At 63.3% G+C, this 18,980-nt stretch carries 15 protein-coding genes and 1 pseudogene; 5 read left to right on the top strand and 11 right to left on the bottom strand.

What is annotated here, in order from left to right; genetic code table 11:
• Position 1: 1 nt before the first annotated feature.
• From ABIE52_RS30520 to ABIE52_RS30500, 5 genes are read right to left on the bottom strand one after another with little or no spacing between them, the layout of a single operon-like run.
• Entirely contained in the window at positions 2–1,042 is a 1,041-nt protein-coding gene (locus ABIE52_RS30520; protein WP_054827505.1) for an ABC transporter substrate-binding protein, read from the bottom strand.
• Positions 1,039–1,890: an ABC transporter ATP-binding protein gene (locus tag ABIE52_RS30515; RefSeq protein WP_050794099.1), complete on the bottom strand. Its 852-nt coding sequence runs from the start codon at positions 1,888–1,890 to the stop codon at positions 1,039–1,041. The genes ABIE52_RS30520 and ABIE52_RS30515 overlap by 4 nt, the downstream gene beginning before the upstream one ends.
• A 23-nt stretch (positions 1,891–1,913) precedes the next feature.
• Positions 1,914–2,963 (bottom strand): iron-enterobactin ABC transporter permease, encoded by a 1,050-nt coding sequence (gene fepG, locus ABIE52_RS30510; protein ID WP_003946259.1) that lies wholly within the window; start codon positions 2,961–2,963, stop codon positions 1,914–1,916.
• A complete protein-coding gene (locus tag ABIE52_RS30505) occupies positions 2,960–4,087 on the bottom strand; it encodes a Fe(3+)-siderophore ABC transporter permease (RefSeq protein ID WP_020908594.1) in 1,128 nt (375 codons plus the stop codon). Before ABIE52_RS30505 ends, fepG begins: the two co-directional genes overlap by 4 nt.
• Positions 4,084–4,971 carry a siderophore-interacting protein gene (locus ABIE52_RS30500; RefSeq protein ID WP_223304402.1) on the bottom strand — a complete coding sequence of 296 codons (888 nt, stop codon included), beginning with the start codon at positions 4,969–4,971 and terminating at the stop codon, positions 4,084–4,086. The genes ABIE52_RS30505 and ABIE52_RS30500 overlap by 4 nt, the downstream gene beginning before the upstream one ends.
• A 248-nt stretch (positions 4,972–5,219) precedes the next feature.
• Here ABIE52_RS30500 and ABIE52_RS30495 point away from each other — a divergent pair, with 248 nt between their 5' ends.
• Together ABIE52_RS30495 and ABIE52_RS30490 are read left to right on the top strand one after the other, a co-directional pair.
• On the top strand, positions 5,220–6,887 hold the full coding sequence (locus ABIE52_RS30495) for an ABC transporter ATP-binding protein (RefSeq protein ID WP_064074044.1): 1,668 nt from the start codon (positions 5,220–5,222) through the stop codon (positions 6,885–6,887).
• On the top strand, positions 6,884–8,641 hold the full coding sequence (locus ABIE52_RS30490; RefSeq protein WP_192712307.1) for an ABC transporter ATP-binding protein: 1,758 nt from the start codon (positions 6,884–6,886) through the stop codon (positions 8,639–8,641). The genes ABIE52_RS30495 and ABIE52_RS30490 overlap by 4 nt, the downstream gene beginning before the upstream one ends.
• Before the next feature lie 43 nt (positions 8,642–8,684).
• Here the strand turns inward: ABIE52_RS30490 and ABIE52_RS30485 are convergent, their stop codons facing one another.
• Positions 8,685–9,509 carry a helix-turn-helix domain-containing protein gene (locus ABIE52_RS30485; protein ID WP_042920975.1) on the bottom strand — a complete coding sequence of 275 codons (825 nt, stop codon included), beginning with the start codon at positions 9,507–9,509 and terminating at the stop codon, positions 8,685–8,687.
• Positions 9,510–9,651: 142 nt separating this feature from the next.
• Between ABIE52_RS30485 and ABIE52_RS30480 the strand changes: the two are divergent.
• Positions 9,652–11,140: pseudogene (locus ABIE52_RS30480) on the top strand (acetyl-CoA acetyltransferase).
• Positions 11,141–11,220: 80 nt separating this feature from the next.
• Here the strand turns inward: ABIE52_RS30480 and ABIE52_RS30475 are convergent.
• Entirely contained in the window at positions 11,221–12,459 is a 1,239-nt protein-coding gene (locus ABIE52_RS30475) for an HNH endonuclease signature motif containing protein (protein ID WP_192712306.1), read from the bottom strand.
• 287 nt (positions 12,460–12,746) lie between these two features.
• On the opposite strand from ABIE52_RS30475, the gene ABIE52_RS30470 reads away from it, so the two are divergent.
• On the top strand, positions 12,747–13,244 hold the full coding sequence (locus ABIE52_RS30470; protein WP_064444236.1) for a TetR/AcrR family transcriptional regulator: 498 nt from the start codon (positions 12,747–12,749) through the stop codon (positions 13,242–13,244).
• Here ABIE52_RS30470 and ABIE52_RS30465 read toward each other — a convergent pair.
• The 4 genes from ABIE52_RS30465 to ABIE52_RS30450 all read right to left on the bottom strand — a co-directional run bounded on the left by ABIE52_RS30465 (position 13,241) and on the right by ABIE52_RS30450 (position 17,874).
• Positions 13,241–15,049 carry an ABC-F family ATP-binding cassette domain-containing protein gene (locus tag ABIE52_RS30465; protein ID WP_003946255.1) on the bottom strand — a complete coding sequence of 603 codons (1,809 nt, stop codon included), beginning with the start codon at positions 15,047–15,049 and terminating at the stop codon, positions 13,241–13,243. The two genes, ABIE52_RS30470 and ABIE52_RS30465, sit on opposite strands and share 4 nt — an antisense overlap.
• On the bottom strand, positions 15,049–15,984 hold the full coding sequence (locus ABIE52_RS30460; RefSeq protein ID WP_030536307.1) for a 4-(cytidine 5'-diphospho)-2-C-methyl-D-erythritol kinase: 936 nt from the start codon (positions 15,982–15,984) through the stop codon (positions 15,049–15,051). Before ABIE52_RS30460 ends, ABIE52_RS30465 begins: the two co-directional genes overlap by 1 nt.
• An 81-nt stretch (positions 15,985–16,065) precedes the next feature.
• Entirely contained in the window at positions 16,066–16,842 is a 777-nt protein-coding gene (locus tag ABIE52_RS30455) for an ABC transporter permease (RefSeq protein WP_192712305.1), read from the bottom strand.
• 36 nt (positions 16,843–16,878) lie between these two features.
• A complete protein-coding gene (locus tag ABIE52_RS30450; RefSeq protein WP_192712304.1) occupies positions 16,879–17,874 on the bottom strand; it encodes an ABC transporter ATP-binding protein in 996 nt (331 codons plus the stop codon).
• A gap of 97 nt (positions 17,875–17,971) precedes the next feature.
• Here ABIE52_RS30450 and ABIE52_RS30445 point away from each other — a divergent pair, with 97 nt between their 5' ends.
• Entirely contained in the window at positions 17,972–18,940 is a 969-nt protein-coding gene (locus ABIE52_RS30445; RefSeq protein ID WP_042449230.1) for a helix-turn-helix transcriptional regulator, read from the top strand.
• The last annotated feature ends 40 nt before the right edge of the window (positions 18,941–18,980 follow it).

Below are 18,980 nucleotides of genomic sequence, written 5' to 3'. Positions count from 1 at the left end.
TTTACTGCCCAGCAGTGATTCGCCCGGCCGCTTCCTCGAGAACGTCGAGGAAGATGGCCGCGGTGAGCGCAAATCCTTGGTTGTATCGCGCGTCGCTGGTCAACACGTTGCCCGCTTGAACTGCAGGCAACCGCTGCCACGTCGGCTGCGACTTGATCGCGTCGAGCGCTTCCTGATCGCGTGCTTGGGCGATGATCACATCCGCCGGAGCCAAGGTGTCGAGTTGCTCGAACGACAACTCGAACGAGTTCTCTGCATTGTCGTCGTCACGGAAAAGCACGTCCAGGCCGGCATCGAGTGCAACACTGATTCGCAGATTCCGCTGATGCACAAGGAAGCCCGTCGGCGTCTGAACGCCGAACACGATCTTCTTTCCGCCCAGCTTCTCCTGCAACATCGGTCGCAGTCTCGCGAGCTTGTCGTCGTACTCCGCAATGGAAGCCTCGGCGATCGTCACCCGGTCGAGCTGGCTCGCCTGCGCCATCAGAGCACCTCGCCAGTCGACCGGGTGCCCGGCAATCGGTTCGACGTCGTCGCCGACGACCAACAGCGGCGCGATGGAAGACAAGCGCTCGGTGCCGTACCAGTCACTGGTGTATCCGATCGCAGTGATGACGATCAGATCGGGCTCGAGAGCGAGCAGAGCCTCGAAGTTGGTGGAGAAGTCGCCGGCGACGTTGACGAAGCTCGCGTCCTCGATGGTGCGGCCGGGAAACTGGAATCCTGCCTTGGCGTCGGGGAACCAGAAGTTGCCCGAACCGACGATCGGGTAGTCCATCATCATCGCGAATTCGAGGTCGACGCGGCCGTCGAGCACCACCACACGCTTCGGGTCGCGCGGAACGTCGCCGCTGAACTCGGCCCACGTGTACGGGAGAGTGTCACTGGCAGAGTCGGATTCGCCATCGGAGCTTCCGCAGGCGCTCAGCGCCAATGCTGCAGCCACACCAGCTGCGCCACCGAAGAATCGGCGTCGCGAAATGCGGTCGACGATCTGAGCCCACTCCGTGTCGGTAACCTGCGCATCCAGGACGAGTGTCATACCTTTGCTCCTTCGATGTTTCGCTGACGCTCGCGTCCCAGCGGAATGACCAGCGGTGTGTGGGAAACCGGATCGTCGATGATGCGGCACGCCATGCCGAACACCTCCTGCACCAGTTCTTCGGTGATGATCTCCGCGGGCGGGCCCTCGGCGACCACCGCGCCGTCCTTCATCGCGATGATGTGAGTTCCGTAGCGGCACGCGTGATTGAGATCGTGAAGCACCGCCACCAGCGTGTGTCCGTCGTTCTCGTTCAGATCGCGGCAGAGTTCCAGCAGCTCGATCTGGTGCGCGATGTCGAGGAACGTCGTCGGCTCGTCCAGTAGCACCAACGGAGTCTGCTGCGCGAGAACCATAGCTACCCAGACACGTTGGCGCTGACCACCGGACAGTTCGTCGACCGGCCTGGCCGACAGATCCGTGACCTTGGTTGCTTCCATCGCCTTGATGACGGCGGCCTCGTCCTCTCGGGACCACTGGCGGATCAGCTTCTGGTGCGGATAACGCCCTCGCGCAACCAGATCGGCGACTTTGATTCCATCCGGCGCGATCGACGTCTGCGGCAGAAGCCCGAGTCGCCTCGCAACTTCCTTTGCCGGGTACGACGTGATCGCCTTACCGTCGAGAAGGACCTTGCCGGTGGTCGGCTTGAGCAACCGGGACAGCGCACGCAGAAGCGTCGACTTGCCGCAGGCATTGGGACCGACGATGACGGTGAAGCCACCGTCGGGGATTTCGACGTCGAGGTGTTCCGAGATGACGCGCTTGTCGTAACCGATCGTGACGTCCTCGGCGCGAAGCCGATTCGTCCTTTCGACCACGACGGCGGCCGTACTTGTCTCGTTCACGCTGTTCCTCGTTCCTTCACCGATCACTGCTTACGTGCCTCTCGCGCGAGAAGCCATACGAAATAGATGCCACCGATGGAGACGGTGACGACGCCGACCGGCAACTGTGTCGGCGCGAAAGCTCGCTGCGCCACCCAGTCGCTGACCATCAGCAACGCGCCACCCATTGCTGCCGACGGCAGCAGGGTCACTCCGGCACTACCGGTCAATCGCCTCACCAACTGCGGAGCCGCAAGAGAGACGAACCCGATGGGACCGGCCGCTGCTGTCACCATGGCCGTCAGGGCGACGCCGAGAACAACCAGGGAAAGCCGCGTGGGTTCGGCCCGGACGCCGAGCGCCTTGGCGGCGTCGTCGCCCATCTCGAGCATCTGCATCCGCCTGCCCAACACCAGGATCAGCGGAACGAGGATGGCCAGCACGACGACCACCGGCCACACCTGAGTCCAGCCGAGGCCGTTCAACGAACCGGCACCCCACACTGCGGCAGCCATGGCGTCGTCAAGTTTCGCCTTGAGGATCATCCAGGTGTTGACCGAGCCCAACATCGCGCTGATGGCGATACCGACGATGATCAACCGGAATCCCTGCACACCTCGCTTGTACGCAAGGAGATAAACAACTGCTGCGGTGGCGATTCCGCCCACCAGAGCACCGACTGCGATCTCGTAGTAAGTACCACCGATGAGGAGGATGACCACCAGAGCGCCCGTGTACGCACCGGAGTTGAAGCCGATGATGTCCGGGCTACCCAACGGGTTCCTGGTCAGCGATTGGAAGATCGCACCGCTCATACCGAGCGCCGCACCGAGCATCAGCGCCAACAGAACTCGGGGCAGACGCCATTCCACGACGACCATGTGGATACGCGCGGGGGCTTCGCCGAACAGTGCACCGAGGACGTCCCCGATCGGCACTTGGTAGTCACCACTACCGAGCGCGATGACACCGATGGCCAATGCAAGCGCAACGAGGACGAGGCAGACTGTGACCGTGCGGACGTCGATCCGCGCGGACCAGCCTTCTTTGGGTGAGCGCACCACCGTGGTGGCGCGCCCGAAATCGATGCTCACAGACCGCTCACCTTGCTTCGACGCACCAGCATGATCAGCACCGGAGCGCCGATGAAGGCCGTGACGATGCCGACCTGAAGTTCACCCGGGCGCAGCACGATTCGGCCGACGACGTCGGAGAAGAGAAGAAGAATCGGCGAGCACACCAACGTGTACGGGAGAATCCATCGCTGATCCGGTCCGACGAACCATCTCGCGACGTGCGGAACCATCAAACCGACGAATCCGATCGGCCCGGCCGCAGCTGTCGCCGCGCCGCACAGCAATGTCACCGCGATGACACCGAGGATGCGAGTACGAGTGATGTTGGCACCGAGCGAACGTGCCAGATCGTCACCCAGGGCCACCGCGTTGAGTTGGCGCGCCAACGCGAGCGCCAGGAAGAGCCCGATGAGAATGAACGGTGCGACGGCGAGAACGATTTCCAACGAACGCCCGCTGAGTGAGCCGGCATTCCACTGGCGCATCTGGTCGAAGGCGGTCGGGTTGAGCAAGGTGATCCCGGACGAGATGCCGCCGAGCACGGAGCCGATGGCAACACCGGCAAGCGTCAGCCGAATGGGCGTCGCACCACCTCGACCGATCGAGCCCAGCGTGTAGACGATCGCCGTGGCTATCACCGCTCCGAGGAAAGCGAACCATATGTACGACCAGATGCTGGTCAAGCCGAAGACCGCGACGGCAACGACCATCGCGAAGCCCGCGCCGGCATTGACACCGAGAATTCCTGGATCAGCCAAGGGATTTCGTGTCATCGCCTGGATGAGGCCACCGGCCACACCCAGTGCCATACCGACTATCAGACCGAGCAGAGTACGCGGTAGTCGCAGGTCACGGATGATCACGTGATCGTTCGAGTCGTCGTAGTTCACCAGCGCGTCGATCACGGTCCCGAACGGAATGGTCTTCGATCCCACCGCGATACTCAGAAGGAGCACGGCGGCGAGCACCACCAGGCACACCAGAAGACCCGCCATACGACGAGAGTTGGTCGATACCAGGCCGTCCGGTTGCTTCTGCTTCTCTTGCAGCGACTCGTCGATCAGTTCTTCGGTGTGTTTGTCGACTGCACTCTTGTCCGCCGCACCGCTGTCGACAGCACTCTTGTCGAATCCAACGGTCACAAGCCGGCGCTCTCTAGAGTCTTCTCGACCTCGTCGCGGATCTCTTCCTCGTCGCGGTCCGATTCCCAAGCCGCATCGAGTGCCGCGCGGACACTTTCGTCGAGGGCCTCGTACTTCGCGTTCCACACCTCGGCTTTGTACGTCCAGTAGCCGATGACCTTGTACTGCTCACCCGGCAACTTCAGTTCGTGGCGAAGGTACTTGCGGATGTCACGGAGCATCGTGCTCTCGCCTGCAACCCACACGTATCCGAGTTCGGTGGGCAAGTTCATCGCGCGAACCGCGTCCGGCAACTTCGACGGTGCAACACCGTTGCCACTGCCGACCAGCCAGATGAACTCGACGTCGGCGTCCGAGGTGATCTGCTGCTTGTGAGACTCGTCCACCACCTCGACGATCGCCTTGGCCGACATCCCGGCGGGCAACTGTTCGATCAAGCGCCCGAGTGCGGGGAGTCCAGTCGCGTCGGCGACGAACACCTGCCAGCGTGCGTCGGCCGGGGGCTCGTAGAGGCCACGAGACTCGCCGATCGCCAACTTGTCACCGATCTCGGCCTTCTGTGCCCAGTCGCTGGCGATACCACCCTCGTGAACGACGAAGTCGATCGTCATGCGGCTGGTTTCGGAATCGAACCGTCGCACGGTGTACGGCTGGCACGGGGACGGTTCCTCTCCCTCCGGGTATCGCCAACCGCGCGGTGCATCCGGATCTTCCGCCGGAAGAACGAACTTGCCTGTAGCCGGGACCGGGAAGTGGAGGCGCAGGTATTCGTCACCGGTACCGGTGGTTTCGAAGGCGGTCAGCTCCTCCCCACCGAACACGATACGAACCATTCCCGGGGTCACGTACTCCTTGTGAAGTACCTCGCCGAACACAAGACTCACAACAATCTCCAACATCGATGGAACATGAACCGGACCCGAACACGAGGATCCATCCGACTTCCGGACATAGTTAACCCGTGCTAAGTAAGGTAGACCTTAATTTATTGCAGTGTCGTCGATGAGTCGATGCCTTCTCCGCTGCAACGGGGCCAACTACTATCGCAATTCGGCCAACGCAATACGTATGGCCTGTTCACGACAAGTATTGGCACCGGTGTGACTTCTGACTACCGCCCACGATCCCTAGCGTGGACCCAGTGCCTTCGACACCACTTCTTTCGGCCGAGACAAACGGTCCCCCAACCAGCCCGGCGATCACGCCGCGTCAGGTAATCACACGCGCGATCGCTTCCGAAGGTCGCGGAGCCAAGCTGGCGGCCGCGTCCGTCGGCTTCACCGGCCACCAGGTCGCGGAAGCGTTGGTGCCGGTGGTGATCGGTGCGGTCATCGACCGTGCTGTGGCGACCAACGATGCCGCCGCACTCGGAAAGTGGATCCTCGTTCTCGGAATTCTCTTCACCGGCTTGTTGCTCAGTTGGCGCTTCGCGGCGCGCATCTCCGATTCCGTCACCGAGCACGGAGCACATCGCTTGCGGATGGACATCGCGCGCCGAGGCCTCGATCCGCACGGCATGTCGCCGCGGCGTATGCCGGGCGAGGTCTACTCGATTGCAACATCCGACGCGGGTTCGGTGGCCGGATTCACGCACACGCTGAGCACCAAACTTGCGGCCGCCTGCGGAGTGCTGACCGCCGCGATTTCGCTACTGGTGATCTCGGTGCCACTTGGCCTGCTCGTCATCCTCGGCACTCCCCCGGTGCTGGCTCTCATGCAGGTGGTCAGTCGGCCGCTCGAACGCCGAGCCGAAACCGATCAGTGGCAGGGCGCCAAGGCCGGCGCGCTAGCCGCAGATCTACTCTCCGGACTCCGAATCCTCTCCGGAATCGGCGCCGGAGATGCTGCAGCGCAGCGGTATCGGGCAGCCAGCCGGACTTCGTTGGAAGCAACCCTTCGCGCACAGAGATACCAAGCGATGTACTCCGCCGCCAACGTTGCGATCGCCGGCGCTTTCCTCGCCGTCATCGCGTACGTGGGCGGACGGATGGCAGCGTCCGGGAGCATCTCGGTCGGTGAATTCGTTGCCGTGGTTGGTCTGGCACAGTTCCTTCGCGGTCCGTTGATCGACATCATCTACTTCGGCGCCGGCCTGGCACGGGCACGCGCCTCGGCCAACCGCGTCGCAGCACTTCTCGGGACCGGCGAGGCTGTCACTCCCGCGGGTGAACCTGTGTCCCTGAATCACTCCGAGTTCCTGACGCTGCGCGACGTCGTGTTGGCTGGAGCGTCACCAGTCGATCTCGACGTCAAACGCGGCGAGATCATCGGCATCGTCACCGAGAATGCCGCCTGGGCGGATGCGTTGGTCGACGCACTGGCGCGTCGAATCGAGCCTTCGAGCGGAACAATTCATCTCGGCGACAACGCCATTCACGAGCTGCACATCGACGAACTTCGCACTCACGTTCTGGCAGCACCGCACGACGCGGCACTGTTCATCGGCACAGTCGGCGACAACATCGACGCCCTCGCACCGATCGGCAGCCGCAACGACGAGGCCATCGCCGCTGCTGCGGCAGATCAAGTGATCTCGGCACTGCCGCTCGGCCTCGCAACCCGAGTCACCGAGCAAGGGAATTCTTTGTCCGGCGGTCAACGTCAGCGCATCGCGTTGGCGAGGGCACTGGCGAGCGAAGCTCCCGTCCTGGTCCTGCACGATCCCACCACTGCCGTCGACTCCGTCACCGAAGCACGCATTGCTCGCGGGATCGCCGAGGTACGCGGGGCGCACGCCACAATACTTCTGACCAGCAGCCCAGTGCTGCTCGATATCTGCGATCGGGTGATCGAGCTGTGAACGAACTACTCCCCACCGCAACACCGAAACAGGCGCGGCGCGCGGCACTTCGGTTGATGGGACCCCACCTGATTTCCGCGATCGCAGCAGTCGTCACCCTGACCGCCGCGACCGCGATCGGTCTGCTCACACCGCTGGTCCTCGGCGCCATGGTCGACGCCGTGACCGACGCAGACGGCGACGCTGTCTCTCGCATCGGCACACTGACTCTCGCGTTGGTCGGCATCGCGGTTGCCTCGTCACTTCTCGTCGGAATGAGCAACTACCTACTCGCCGGCGTCGGCGAGCGCGTTGTCGCCGACCTTCGCGAAGAAGTTGTCGTCCGGGTTCTCGACCTTCCGCAGAGCGACGTCGAACGGGCCGGGCGCGGAGATCTCGTCTCCCGCATCACCGGCGACGTGCGGTTGGTGACCCGGGCCGTATCCGAAGCACTTCCGGTTTTTGCCACCGCGGCACTGACCATCGTGTTGACGCTGATCGGATTGGGTAGCCTCGATTGGAGATTCGCCGTCGCCGCGGTGATCGCGGCACCCATCCAGATCCAGGCGCTGCGCTGGTACCTCTCGAGGTCGGCACCGGTCTACCGCGAGGAGCGGGAGGCAGAAGGTGCACGTGCGCAACAGCTCCTGGACTCGCTGAGCAACTCCGACACCGTCGGATCGCTTCGCCTGGCCCAGCCGCATCTCGAACAGATCGAATCTCGATCGATGACGGCCGTCCGGCTGAGCTTGTTGACCACGCGTCTACGCACCAGGTTCTTCGGCCGGCTCAACATCGCGGAGTTCATCGGCCTGTCCGCTGTGCTGATCACCGGCTTCTGGCTGGTGAAAGACGGTCAGATCAGCATCGGTGCCGCCACCGCCGCAGCCCTGTTCTTCCACCGCCTCTTCGATCCGGTGGGCGCGGTTCTCAGCGTGTTCGACGAATTGCAGGAAGGCACAATCGCGTTGGCTCGCCTGGTCGGAGTCACGCTTGCGCCCGTGCCATCTGCACCGACCGATCCGCAGGAACCTGTCGACAGCTCAGCTTCTTTGGAACGCGTCACATTCTCGTACCGAAGCGGCGACGCTCCTGTTCTGCGAGACATCGACATCACCATTCCGGCAGGAACCGTCACCGCACTGGTGGGCGCTACCGGAGCCGGAAAATCTACAGTCGCAAAGCTGATCGCGGGAACCTACGAACCGACCGAAGGCGTCGTGAAGATCGGGACGGTGCCCCGGAACGAACTGCCACCGTCGACATCTCGGAGCGCGGTGGCCGTCGTAACGCAGGAGGTCCACGTCTTCGCCGGCACGTTGGCCGAGGATCTGCGGCTGGCCGACCCGTCGGCAACCGACAACGACATCACCGCGGCGCTCGATACCGTCGGCGCGTCGGATTGGCTGCGGGCTCTCCCGGACGGACTCGAAACCGTGGTCGGAGACGGTGGACACCGGCTGACCGCAACACAGGCACAACAACTTGCGTTGGCAAGAATCGAATTACTGGATCCGCCGCTGCTGATTCTCGACGAGGCGACCGCCGAAGCGGGCAGCGCCGGAGCCAGGGTCCTCGACGACGCCGCGCTCGCCCTGACCCGAGGTCGCACTGCTGTCACAGTGGCACACCGACTCTCACAGGCCGTCGACGCCGATCAGATCCTGGTGATGGACGACGGCCGCGTCGTCGAGCACGGCTCTCACGACGAGTTGGTCAACCTCGGGGGTCGGTACGCGGAGCTGTGGGAAGCGTGGTCCGCTCCGCGGAGTTGACCGCGACGGTTGCACCGAGCACTTCCGCCCGGTGCAACCCAACTCATGCGTGCAGAAGGTACGGCACCGATTCGGGCGCCACACTCCCCTTGTTCATCATGCTGCCGGGTGTGCGGCCGGTGACCCGGCGGAACACTGCGACAAAGGCACTCGGAGTTTCGTATCCGACCCGCCTACTGACAACCGAAACCGGCACTCCAGCAGCTAAATACGTCAATGCTGCGCGGACACGTACCTGAATTCGCCACTGCGCAAAAGTCATTCCCGTGCCCTGCGCGAACACACGCGTCAGCGTACGGACGCTACCGCCAGCCGTCAGCGCCCATTCGGACAGCGACCGCTGGTCTGCCGGATTGGCGACCAACGCTTCGGCAACGAACAACGCTCGCGGATCGGTCGGCATCGGAACCTCCACCGCAGCGACTTCGAGCGGCTGCAACATGTCGAAGGCCACCCGCTCGGCGCGACTGCGCGCCTCGTCGGGCATGTTCCGCCGATGCATGTGCAGGAGTACCTCACGCAGGAGAGCGCTGACACCGAACAAGCCCGGAACACCCGACGGCGCCTCGTGAGCCTCGGGCCGGAAGTAGGTGCAGAAGAACTCCGTACCCGGACCGGCCTTCACGGCATGCAACGCCCCGGCAGGCAGCCACAGTCCGGCCGAAGGCGGCACCTCCCAAGTGATGCCGTCAGCGACAACCGTGAGCATTCCACCGGAGTTTCCCCAGATCAGCTCATGTTCAGGATGACGATGCGGGGCCCACTGCCGCTGATGAGAGAGCTTCAGAGTCACCGTTGTCATCGAGTAGGGGTGATCGATGGAACGCGGCCCCACGGGCACCGAAATTCTCTCTGCCACAGCTGTCATGAAGACGAGTATAGGACTTTCGTTAGGCATACCTAAATAGGAACCCGAAAATCGTTGACTGTGACCCCAGAGTTACACATACCAGGGTCCCCGATATCGTGACTGCAACTCCCGGCTACGGGTCGGCAACGAGAGGTACATGATGGTTGACGCATCACGAATCCCGGTCATCGTCGGCGTCGGCGATCTGCGCCGGAATCCTGCCGACGGGCAACCGCGAACCCCTCGATCTGATTCACGACACCACCGTCGCCGCGTTGAACGACAGTGGACACGCTGAACTGGGAACACAGATCGATTCCGTGTTCGCGATCAAGACAGTCAGCTGGTCGTACGACGATCTCCCCGGGCTGCTTGCCTCACGATTAGGCGCGACCCCCACGGTCACCTCTACCTCGCCGATCGGTGGCCACTGGCCCGCGGCGCTCCTCGATCGGATCGGCGCGGCCATCGCTCGCGGTGAATCCTCGGCTGCTCTGCTCGTGGGCGGCGAATCGCACGCCAGCAGCACCGCGCTGCGAAAGTCCGGAGTCGCCCCCGACTCGATCGGGTGGACAGCCGCGCCCGGTGGGCCTCCCGGATTCGATCCGACCGACCTGGGAAGCCCCGAAATGCAGCGCGCCGGTTTCATCGTGCCGACTCGTGTCTACCCGCTCTTCGAGAACTGTTTCAGTGCTGCCGAGGGCCACGACGCCCGTGAATCGCTCGACTGGTCCGCGCGGATGTACGCCGCGTTCTCGGAACTGGCTTCGAAGAATCCCGCCTCCTGGACGTCGGAGATCCGATCGGCAGACGAGATCGGCACCGTCGGCCCCGGCAATCGGATGGTCTCCGAGCCGTACCCGCTGATGCTCAACGCCATGCCTTTCGTCAATCAGGCTGCCGCCGTTGTCGTCTGCTCGTTGTCGACGGCCCGCGAGTTCGGGATCGATGAAAACAAGCTGGTGTACCTCTGGGGCGGCGCAGGTGCGAGTGATCCGTTGGACATACTCAGCCGCAACAGCTTCGACAGCTCGGCCGCGATGCATGACGCCGTACATCGCACACTCGACGGTGCCGGAGTCGGCGCCGACGCACTCGACATCGTCGATGCCTACAGCTGCTTCCCGATCGTGCCCAAGCTGTTGATCCGCGAACTCGGACTTCCCGATACCGCGATCCCAAGCGTCACCGGAGGACACTCGTTCTTCGGCGGACCGCTCAACAGCTACACCCTGCATTCCGTCGCTGAAGTCACCAGGCGAATTCGCGACGGCGCGAACCTTGCCCTCGTCCACGGCAACGGTGGATTCCTCACCTACCAGCACTGCGTACTGCTGTCGTCCGCCGCTCACGCTGGCGGGTACGTCGGTGATCCCGACGCACGCGCGCTAACTGCGGAGGTTCCGGAACTGATCACTGATTACACGGGCACGGCGGAAATAGTTACGGCCTCTGTCGAATACGGCCGCACCGGGGAGCCTGAGATCGGGTTCGTGATCGCGGCAACGCCGGACGGCGGCCGCGTCGCCGGTCACACCGGTCCCGAGAATGCCGCCGAACTGACCCAGCTTCGCGGTGACAACCCTCCGTCGATCGGGCGAACTGTTCACATCAGCGACGAGAACGGGCGACTCACGCTCACGTTCTGACAGTAGCGTTCTGACAGTAGACAGCCGTCAGCACCGGGGCATGGTTGTGCCCCGGTGCTCACGTCTTCAGTTGTCGCGATTCACGCCGCGGTGGGTGGGCTGTTCCCGCCGATCGGCTGCTGATACGGATCAACAGACATCGGCGGATAGAACACCGATTTGCGATCCGGCCCGATCTCCACCCGCCATTCGGTGTGGTGCATCGTCCGATGATGATGACCGCACAACAAGATCAGATTGTCGAGATCCGTTGGGCCACCATCGTTCCAGTGAACAATATGATGAGCATCGCACCACCCCGACGGTGTCCCGCATCCCGGAAACGCACACCCACCATCACGAACCGCCAACGCCCGCCTCTGCGGCACCGTCGCCGTTCTCGCTTCCTTACCGCAGTCGAGCGGAACACCATTCGCATCCAACAAGATCCGCGTCACGGTGCAGTCGCACGCCAACATCCGCGCGGTATCGATACTGATCGGGCCCACCCAATCCGCCCACGCAAACCCGAGTTCCTCCGTCGACGGCAGGAGGTCTTTCAAAGCCTGCAGATCCGTCATGTCTTTCGCGGACGCGGTCACCGTGATGTGCGGTTTCACCCCGCCCTCGATCGGACCCAACCCCGCCCGCTCGTACCGCCGCAGTAGTTCGCAGAACCCGTCCGCGCGCCGCAGCGCCGGCGTACGCGTGTCCTTCACGCCGTCCTTCTCCGGCGTCGGCGCAGACAGGCTCGACAGCAACGTGATCAGACGGGCCCCGTTGATCGCATCCAAGTCACCCTTCACAGTGACCCGCCCGTACAAACCTTTCGAGGCGTAGAACTCGTTACGCTCCGAATCCTCACCAACCGGAACGCCGTCCTCACGCTTGCCGTACTGCTTCTCGATCCGCCGGATCGCCGCCCGCACCGCATCACAATCCGCGATGTTCTTCGATGCCAACCCCAACAGGATCCCGCGGGCCTTGTCCACATCCGCTGGCGTCATGTTCTTCGGCGGATGCTGACAGAATGACGCCACCTGACGGGCTTTCAACGCATCCACGTCACCGCGATGAAACGCATCCGCGACAACAGGTTCGAGCATCAACAACCGCGCCAACCCGACCAGCAGACTGCACTCACCGATCTCCAGATTCGTCGAACCATGCAACCACTGCGCGATCGCCCGAAAACCCTTCCCACCGAGAACCTCCCGGGAAAACATCTCCACGATCAGCAACACCATCCGCGACTGCAATTCGTGTCGGGCGCGCACCAGATCCAGAACCTCACTCTTGAGGTCCTCGCCATCCAGCTGCCACGCTTCCCGACTGTCCATGCTCAAAGTTTAATCGAACATACTTTCGATAACCAGAGACAAACCGGACAACTTCGGGAACATGAAGACTTGAGACCTGTTGAAGTACATCACCATTCAGCTAGCCGTCAAAGACGACGCGATAGAGGACGTATCCCGCGAAACACACAATCGCAACAACGCACAGCACAAGCAGGATGTCGAAAAAGATGACCACGCTTCACCCCAATCAGTTCGACCCACCGGCGACTTCTCCGTGCGGAGAAATTCTCCAAGCGGAGAAGAGGATATCACGGTATCTTCTCTGGGTGGAGAAATCGACTCGAGAAGCACTTCTGGACGCCGGGCTCGACCTGCTGGGCCGGGTTGGGTTTCGAGCCTGGTCGATGAGAGGCGTCGAAGACGAGGCGGGCGTGCCACACGGCAGCGCACGGCACTACTTCGCAAACCAGCGTGGACTGATAGTCGAGGTGGTGCGACACCTTCTGGACGGTGATCTTCCTCGCCCGGGCGAGACGCCGAAGCAACAGGTGGCCCGGTGGCTGGGGCCTGAATCCGGCCGCACTCGGGCGCGTTACGAACTGATCATCGCGTCATTCCACGATCCCGACCTCGCAGTGGAACTGGTGCGTGGTCGGGATCGGTTTGTCGACATCTTGGTCGAACGCGGCATGACCTCGTCCGATGCAACGGAGTTGGTCGCAGCACTGGACGGGCTCGTTCTGGACGCACTGCTGCGCAGGCATGCTCCGGAAACCCTGGATCCCGAGCGAATCTTCAAGAGGTTCGGGGCGAAGTTCCCCTAGCCGTCCAGCTCGGCGAAGAGCTCCATCCACTGCTCTTCGGCGGCTTCCTTGTCGGCGATGACCTGCTTGAGTTCTGCGCCGAGTTTCTGCAGCTTGTCCGGGTCGGTGGCCGCGTCGGCGAGGGAAGCGTGCAGCTTCTTCTCTCGGTCGTCGAACTTCGCAATGGACCGCTCGAGCTTCGAAAGTTCCTTGCGTGCAGCGCGATCCGCGGCACCGTCGCGGACCTGCTTGCTCTTCGACGCACCACTCGCCGTCGAGGCCACCGACGGGTTGTCGCCATCCCCCATTGCTGCGCGCCGACGCAGGTAGTCCTCGATACCGCCGGGCAGGTTGGTGAGCTTGCGGTCTCCGAAGAGCGCCCAGGTGGTGTCACAGATGCGCTCGATCAGGTACCGGTCGTGCGAGATGACCACCATGGTGCCCGCCCAGCCGTCGAGCAGATCTTCGAGTTGCTGAAGCGTGTCGATGTCGAGATCGTTGGTCGGCTCGTCGAGAAGCAGGACGTTGGGCTCGGCCATGAGGACACGCGTCAACTGCAGACGTCGGCGCTCACCACCGGAGAGATCACCGACTGGGGTGCGCTGACGCGCCGGCGTGAAGCCCAACCGCTCAGCCAGCTGACCCGCCGATACTTCCTTGTCTCCCAGCGTGATTCGCTCGGCTACATCCTTGACCGCGTCGAGTACGCGCATGTCGGTCGGTAGATCGTCGAGTTCCTGCTTGAGCCAACCGATGTGGACGGTCTGCCCCTGAATGCGCTTTCCGGCGGCAGGCTCGAGTTCGCCGGCCAGAGTCCGCAGCAGAGTCGTCTTGCCCGAGCCGTTGACACCGACCAGGCCGACACGCTCACCTGGAGCGAGACGCCAGGTCAGATCCTCGACGAGTACACGGCCGTCCGGGGTCTCCAGACGCGCGTCTTCGAGTTCGATGACAACCTTGCCGAGCCGTCGCTGCGCGAACGACGCAAGAGCGACCGCGTCACGAGGTGCCGGAACGTCGGCGATCAGAGCCTCTGCGGCTTCGATGCGGTACTTCGGCTTGGACGTACGGGCCGGCGCACCGCGGCGCAGCCATGCGAGTTCCTTGCGTGCAAGGTTGCGTCGACGCTCTTCGGAAGCGTCAGCCTGACGCGAACGCTCGGCGCGAGCGAACACCCAGTCGTTGTAGCCACCCTCGTAGCTTTCGACGCCGCCGCCGACAACCTCCCAGGTGCGGGTGGCGACGGTGTCGAGGAACCAGCGATCGTGGGTCACGACGACAAGCGCGCTGCGACGCGAGACGAGGTGCTCGGCCAACCACTGAACACCTTCGACGTCGAGGTGGTTGGTGGGCTCGTCGAGCACCAGCAGGTCGAGGTCCTGAACCAGGGCCGCAGCGAGAGCCACGCGGCGACGCTCACCGCCGGACAGGCCGTCGACCTTGGCATCCAATGCGGACCGCTCGCCGCCGGCGCCCAGGTTGTCGATGCCGATACCCGAGAGCACCGAACGGATGCGCGCGTCGCCGGCCCATTCGTGTTGCGCCACTCCGAGCGGCCCCAGGACCACTTCACCGACGGTGGAGCCGGGAGGCAGTACACCGCGCTGCGTCACGACGGCCATACGCAATCCGCCGACGCGGCTGACGCGTCCCGAATCCGGCTGCTCCACACCCGCGAGGACTTCGAGCATGGTCGTCTTACCGCCACCGTTGAGGCCGACGACGCCGATGCGCTCGCCCTCCTCGACGCCCAGGGAGACCCCGTCGAGCAACGGCTTGACGCCGAAAGACTTCGACACGTTTTCCAGATTGATCAGATTCGCCATCAGTGCTGTCCCTTTGCCGCATTGTCGAGTATTCGTGCTCCGGGAACGGGTCCGCTCGCCACGCGAACGGTGCGGCACACCCCCGCTCCCGCAAGTTCTGCGCTCACTTCCACCGCGGACTGTGCGTCGGCGCAGAGAAAGGCGCATGTCGGTCCGGAGCCGGAGACGATGCCGGCCAAAGCTCCGGCTTCGACGCCCGCTCGAAGCGTCCGTCGTAGATCCGGGTTGAGTGAGAGTGCCGCAGCCTGCAGATCGTTGCCGAGCAGCGACGCAAGCAGATGAGCGTCACCCGTGGTCAGTGCCTGGATCAACGCATCGGCGCTCCCCAACCGTTTCGGGGAGCCTTCTGCCCGCAGCTTGTCCAGCTCGCGGAACACGACTGGTGTGCTCAAGCCGCCCTTGGCCAGCGCCAACACCCAGTGAAAAGTGTGGCGGGTCAAGACGGGGACAAGTTGTTCGCCGCGGCCGGTTCCGAGGGCAGTGCCACCGTGCAGCGAGAACGGAACGTCACTCCCGAGGCGTGCCGCAAAAGCGTCGAGATCAGGCCGCGAGAAGTCGAGCTTCCACAAAGCGTTGAGCGCAACCAAAGCGGCGGCTGCGTCGGCACTCCCGCCGGCCATTCCGCCTGCGACGGGGATGCCTTTCTCGATGACTATCTCGACGTTCGGGGCCACGCCACCCTCGACGGCGAGCATCTCGGCGGCACGCCACACGAGGTTGGTGCGATCGGTCGGCACGGCCGCGGCGTCGTCGCCGATCACCCGCACGGTCAAGGTGTCCGCAGGCGCCACCGTGAGGGTGTCTGCCAGCGACAATGCCTGAAAAACCGTCGTCAGCTCGTGATAGCCGTCGTCTCGCAGGTCCCCGACGGCAAGGTGGAGATTCACCTTGGACGGGGCCCGGACGACTACGGGGCGTGGAACGACGGAGAGCACAAGGAACAACAATAGGCGCTGCGAACACCTGGGCGAAAACCTGCGACCGCCGCAGCCCGTCCGACAGCCAGCACACCCACGCTATTTCACCGCGCGCACACCTACGCCCAGACCGACCACCGCCACGCCCACGGCGGCGACGATTCCTGCCAGAACGCTGCTCGACGCGAAGTCTCCGGCAAAGAGTGCCCGCTCGGCGTCTACGACGTAGCCGAGCGGATTGATGTTCACGAGGACCTTCATCCAACCTGGTGCGTCCTCGAGTGGAAGCATGGTTCCCGACAGGATCAGGAGCGGGAACATCAGCGTCTGCTGAACGACCCAGAACATCCAATCCTGCTCCCGCACAGCCAGAGCGAGAGCGTACGAGAGCGCACCGAGTCCGACGCCGAACACTCCCAGCAGGACTATCCCGAGCGCGGCTCCCGCTGCATTGACGTCCAATCCGAGCGGAAGTGCGACCAGAATGATCAGAATCGCCTGCGCGGCAAGCGGAACCATCTCCTTGCACGCTCGCCCGATCAACAAGGACGAGCGTTGGAGCGGAGTCACCAACATTCGCTCGTGCGATCCCTGCTGCATCTCCATCAGGAGGTTGGACCCGGTCATCGTCGTTCCGAAGATCGCGATCATCACCAACACACCGGGAATGAACCAATTCCATACGCCGTCACCGGTACCCGGAACCCCTTTGAGCAGAGGCCCGAACAACGCCAACAGGATCAGCGGCTGGATGAGGCTGAACATGACGCTGACCGGGTCGCGCAACATCGGTCGGAGCTCACGGCCCATCACGATTACGCTGTCTCGAACGATGTTGCCGTGCACGGTACGTGGGGTATCGAGTGTGATTGTCATGGCGGATTCCTGTTCGTCGAAGTTCTTTGTCGTGTTTCAGGAAGCGACCGCAGCGGCGCTCTCGCGCAGGCTGCGGCCGGTGAGAGTGAGGAAGACGTCGTCGAGAGTCGGCCTGGTGATGTCGGCAGTGAGTGCGAGGGCACCGCGGGCATCGGCTTCACGCAGCAACACCGGTAGCGTCGAATCACCCTCGCCGGCACGGATACTCACCGAACTTGCCTCGACGGTGACCCCACGCACAGTGACAAGTCGCTCGGCCACCGACGCCGCGATGGCAGCCGCTTCGGCGTTGTCGAACGTGAGCAACAAATGATCTCCGGCAAGATCAGCCTTGAGTGCGGCAGCGGTGTTGTCCGCGATAACAGTGCCCTCGTCGATGACGATGACCCGCTCTGCCATCGAATCCGCTTCTTCGAGGTAGTGCGTGGTCAGCACGATCGTGGTGCCCATCTCTCGCCGCAGCCGGAGGATGTGGTCCCAGAGGTTGGCCCGACTCTGCGGGTCCATGCCCGTGGTCGGCTCGTCGAGGAACAGGAGCGGTGGGCGATGGACCAGGCCCAGAGCGATATCGAGCCGCCGTCGCTGCCCGCCGGACAGCGTACTGACCTTTCGAGTACCCAACTCGGTGAGTTCGAGATCACGCAGCAATTCGTCGGCCCGGACCTGCGAGTCGCCCTTGGGCATTCCGTAGCACAACCCCTGCGTCACCAACTCGTCGCGAACCCGCTGGTTGTGGCCGGCTCCGTTCCCCTGTCCGACGTATCCGAGGCTGGAGCGCACCTCGTTTCGTGCCGCAGCGATGTCGAATCCCGCGATCCGCGCAGTACCGGAAGTGGGCTCGAGCAAGGTGGTCAGCATGCGCAACGTCGTCGATTTTCCGGCACCGTTCGGCCCAAGTAAGGCAACCAACTCGCCCTCCGCTACGTCGAGAGTGACTCCCTTGACTGCTTCCACGAGCTTCTTGCCCTGGGCGAAGTGCTTGGTAAGCGCCTTCGTCTCGATCATCGGTCTGCCGTCGTTGATGCGCCTCATGGCGTGGCCCCAATTTCTTCTCGATTGGTCGGATGCGGACCAACCTAAATTCAATTGAGGACTCATACGGTCCTAAATATTTGGCAGACTTCTGGCCATGAAGGAGACATCGGCTCGCCTACTGCGGTTGCTGTCACTGCTCCAGACGCGTCGAGACTGGTCCGGTGCCGAACTCGCAGATAAACTCGCGATCACCCCGCGCACGGTTCGACGTGACGTGGACCGCCTCCGCGATCTCGGCTACCCGGTCGACGCGACGGTCGGCGTCGGCGGTGGATATCGCCTGGGAGCGGGCGCGGAGATGCCCCCGCTACAGCTCGATGACGAAGAAGTGCTCGCGGTGGCGCTCTCGTTGCAGTCCGGAGCGACCGGCTCTGTGGTCGGCATCGGCGAGGCTTCGATGCGCGCGCTGGCGAAGCTGCGGCAGATCATGCCGTCGAGGCTGCGACACCGTCTGGAGTCGCTGTCGATCGATGTCGTGCCACGCGAGCCCGCCGCGAGCGCAGTCGATGCGTCGGTACTGTCCGCCATCGCATCCGTATGCCACAACCACGAGCGATTGAGATTCGACTACAGCACTCACGACGGCACCCAGAGCCGACGCGAGGTGGAACCGTACAGGCTCGTGCGGTCGGGTGTTCGGTGGTATCTGGTGGCCTGGGATCTCGCTCGCGAAGACTGGCGGTCGTTCCGCGTCGACCGGATGGAACCCAAGATCCCCACCGGCCCACGATTCGTGCCGCGGGAACTACCCGCCGGTGGTGCAGCAGACTTCGTGTCCCGCGGTGTCGCTCGGGCCTATTCCTCCACGCGCGCAACAGTTCTACTGCATGCACCCATCGAGCAGATAGCACCCATGGTCAACGAACAGTGGGGATCGGTGGAGTCCACCGACGAAGGGCGTTGCGTCATAGTGCTTTCGGGCACTTCTCTGCGATCGATCGCACACTGGCTCAGAGCTTTCGACGTCGATTTCACCGTTGTGAATCCACCTGAACTCCGCGAGGAATGCCGCACGATCGCGGCGGAAACGGCAGTCGCCACTCAGCGGTATCTCGATGCATGACAGCGTTTTTCACCCAAATACAACAAGACCCCAACTCCGA

This window comes from Rhodococcus sp. OAS809, assembly GCF_040546695.1.
GTDB classification, from domain to species: domain Bacteria; phylum Actinomycetota; class Actinomycetes; order Mycobacteriales; family Mycobacteriaceae; genus Rhodococcus_F; species Rhodococcus_F qingshengii.
Note: the sequence above shows the minus strand (reverse complement) of the source record. Positions and strands in the feature narration are given on the sequence as shown.

Bases quoted from the DNA above. Each gene is read 5' to 3' on its own strand.
- ABIE52_RS30445 (WP_042449230.1), top strand. From the start codon at position 17,972: ATGAAGGAGACATCGGCTCGCCTACTGCGGTTGCTGTCACTGCTCCAG.
- ABIE52_RS30455 (WP_192712305.1), bottom strand. From the start codon at position 16,842: ATGACAATCACACTCGATACCCCACGTACCGTGCACGGCAACATCGTT.
- ABIE52_RS30465 (WP_003946255.1), bottom strand. From the start codon at position 15,049: ATGGCGAATCTGATCAATCTGGAAAACGTGTCGAAGTCTTTCGGCGTC.
- ABIE52_RS30520 (WP_054827505.1), bottom strand. From the start codon at position 1,042: ATGACACTCGTCCTGGATGCGCAGGTTACCGACACGGAGTGGGCTCAG.
- ABIE52_RS30475 (WP_192712306.1), bottom strand. From the start codon at position 12,459: ATGGACAGTCGGGAAGCGTGGCAGCTGGATGGCGAGGACCTCAAGAGT.
- ABIE52_RS30485 (WP_042920975.1), bottom strand. From the start codon at position 9,509: ATGACAGCTGTGGCAGAGAGAATTTCGGTGCCCGTGGGGCCGCGTTCC.
- ABIE52_RS30450 (WP_192712304.1), bottom strand. From the start codon at position 17,874: ATGAGGCGCATCAACGACGGCAGACCGATGATCGAGACGAAGGCGCTT.